The sequence below is a fragment of the bacterium genome (genome assembly GCA_024224155.1).
Taxonomy (GTDB): domain Bacteria; phylum Acidobacteriota; class Thermoanaerobaculia; order Multivoradales; family JAHEKO01; genus CALZIK01.
This window is the reverse complement of record JAAENP010000512.1, coordinates 1-1,315: the sequence shown is the minus strand read 5'-3', so window position 1 is coordinate 1,315 and position 1,315 is coordinate 1. Positions and strand designations below refer to the sequence as shown.

The 1,315-nt window shown below is 64.9% G+C and carries 1 protein-coding gene; it reads right to left on the bottom strand.

All coding sequences use genetic code 11. The features are described from left to right. Positions 1-1,088: IS21 family transposase (locus GY769_23965; GenBank protein MCP4204977.1), on the bottom strand; the 1,088-nt coding region annotated here is incomplete at its 3' end. Positions 1,089-1,315: the final 227 nt, after the last annotated feature.

Here is a 1,315-nt window from a genome sequence, read left to right as displayed (position 1 = left end):
TCCACCGTACAGGCGGTGAAACGCACGTCCAGCTCCTGGCCCACGAGCTGGTAGGGCACGCTGTAGAAGTGCTCGTCGACCTCGAGGTGGTAGTCCGGTCCCACGCGGCCCTTGGCCCAGTCCGCGTACTCGAAGCTCGCCGCTGGCAAGGGCTTCAAAGCGGGGCGGTCCAGGGCCTCGAATTGCGAGCGGCGGCTGCCGCGTAGCTTGCGGAACGGTCTGTTGTTGAGTCGCTCCAGCAGACCGCGGATTGCCGTGTTCAGCTCGCTCAAAGAGAAGAATTGACGGTGGCGAAGGCACGCCAGGATCCAACGCTCGACGATTTGAACCCCGACCTCCACCTTCGCTTTATCCTTCGGCTTGCGCACACGCGCCGGGAGCACCGCTGTGGAGTAGTGGGTCGCCAGATCCTGGTAGGTCCGGTTCACATCCGGCTCGTAACGGCAGGGCTTGTCCACCGCCGACTTCAGGTTGTCGGGGATTACCAGCTCCGACACGCCGCCGAGGAACTCGAAGGTGCGTACGTGCGAGCCGATCCAGTCGGGCAGTTTCTGGCTGCGCGTGGCCTCGGCATAGGTGTAGTTACTCGCGCCCAGCACCGCGACGAAGATCTCGGCCTGGTGGGTTTCGCCGGTGGCCGGGTCGGTGATCGGCACCGTCTGCCCGCAGTAGTCCACGAACAGCTTCTCGCCGGCCTTGTGCTGCTGGCGCATGCTCAGGTCCAGCCGGCCGCGCCACTGCCCGTACAGCTCGCAGAAACGGCTGTACTGGTAGCCGTCCTCGCCGTACTCGGCCTTGTACTCGTCCCACAACAGCTGCAGCGTCACTCCGGGCTTCTTGTGCTCGACATAGATCTCGCTCCAGTCCGGCAGCGGTCGCTGCGGCGGCCACGCCGTGGCCGGGAACAAGTGGCGCTCCAGGCTCACCTCGTCCATCGCCTCCACCTGCGCCCAGTCCAGCCCGGCCTCCTCGGCTCGAGTGCGGTACTCCACTACGGTCGCGTGGCTCCTCTGGCAGGCGCGCGCGGTCTTGCGAACCCCAAATCTCAAGTGCCACAGCAGTCTGAGAATCTCTCGCGTCTTTCGCATCGGTAGTCTCCTCGCTGGCATCGTAACCTCCTTGGGAGGTCAGGATACCGGGTCGTGAGGAGGATCTCTGCGGCTCGCTCAAGCCGTTCCAGAGCAAGGCGACCAGCGATTCCGATCCAAGCCGACCGCCCTTCCGACAGGCACCGGCCAAGTGGTCGGCTTCAGCCTGGAATCGGTGGTCGCCTTGCTCTGGAATCGGTGGTCGCCTTCCCTCGGAACAGGTGGTC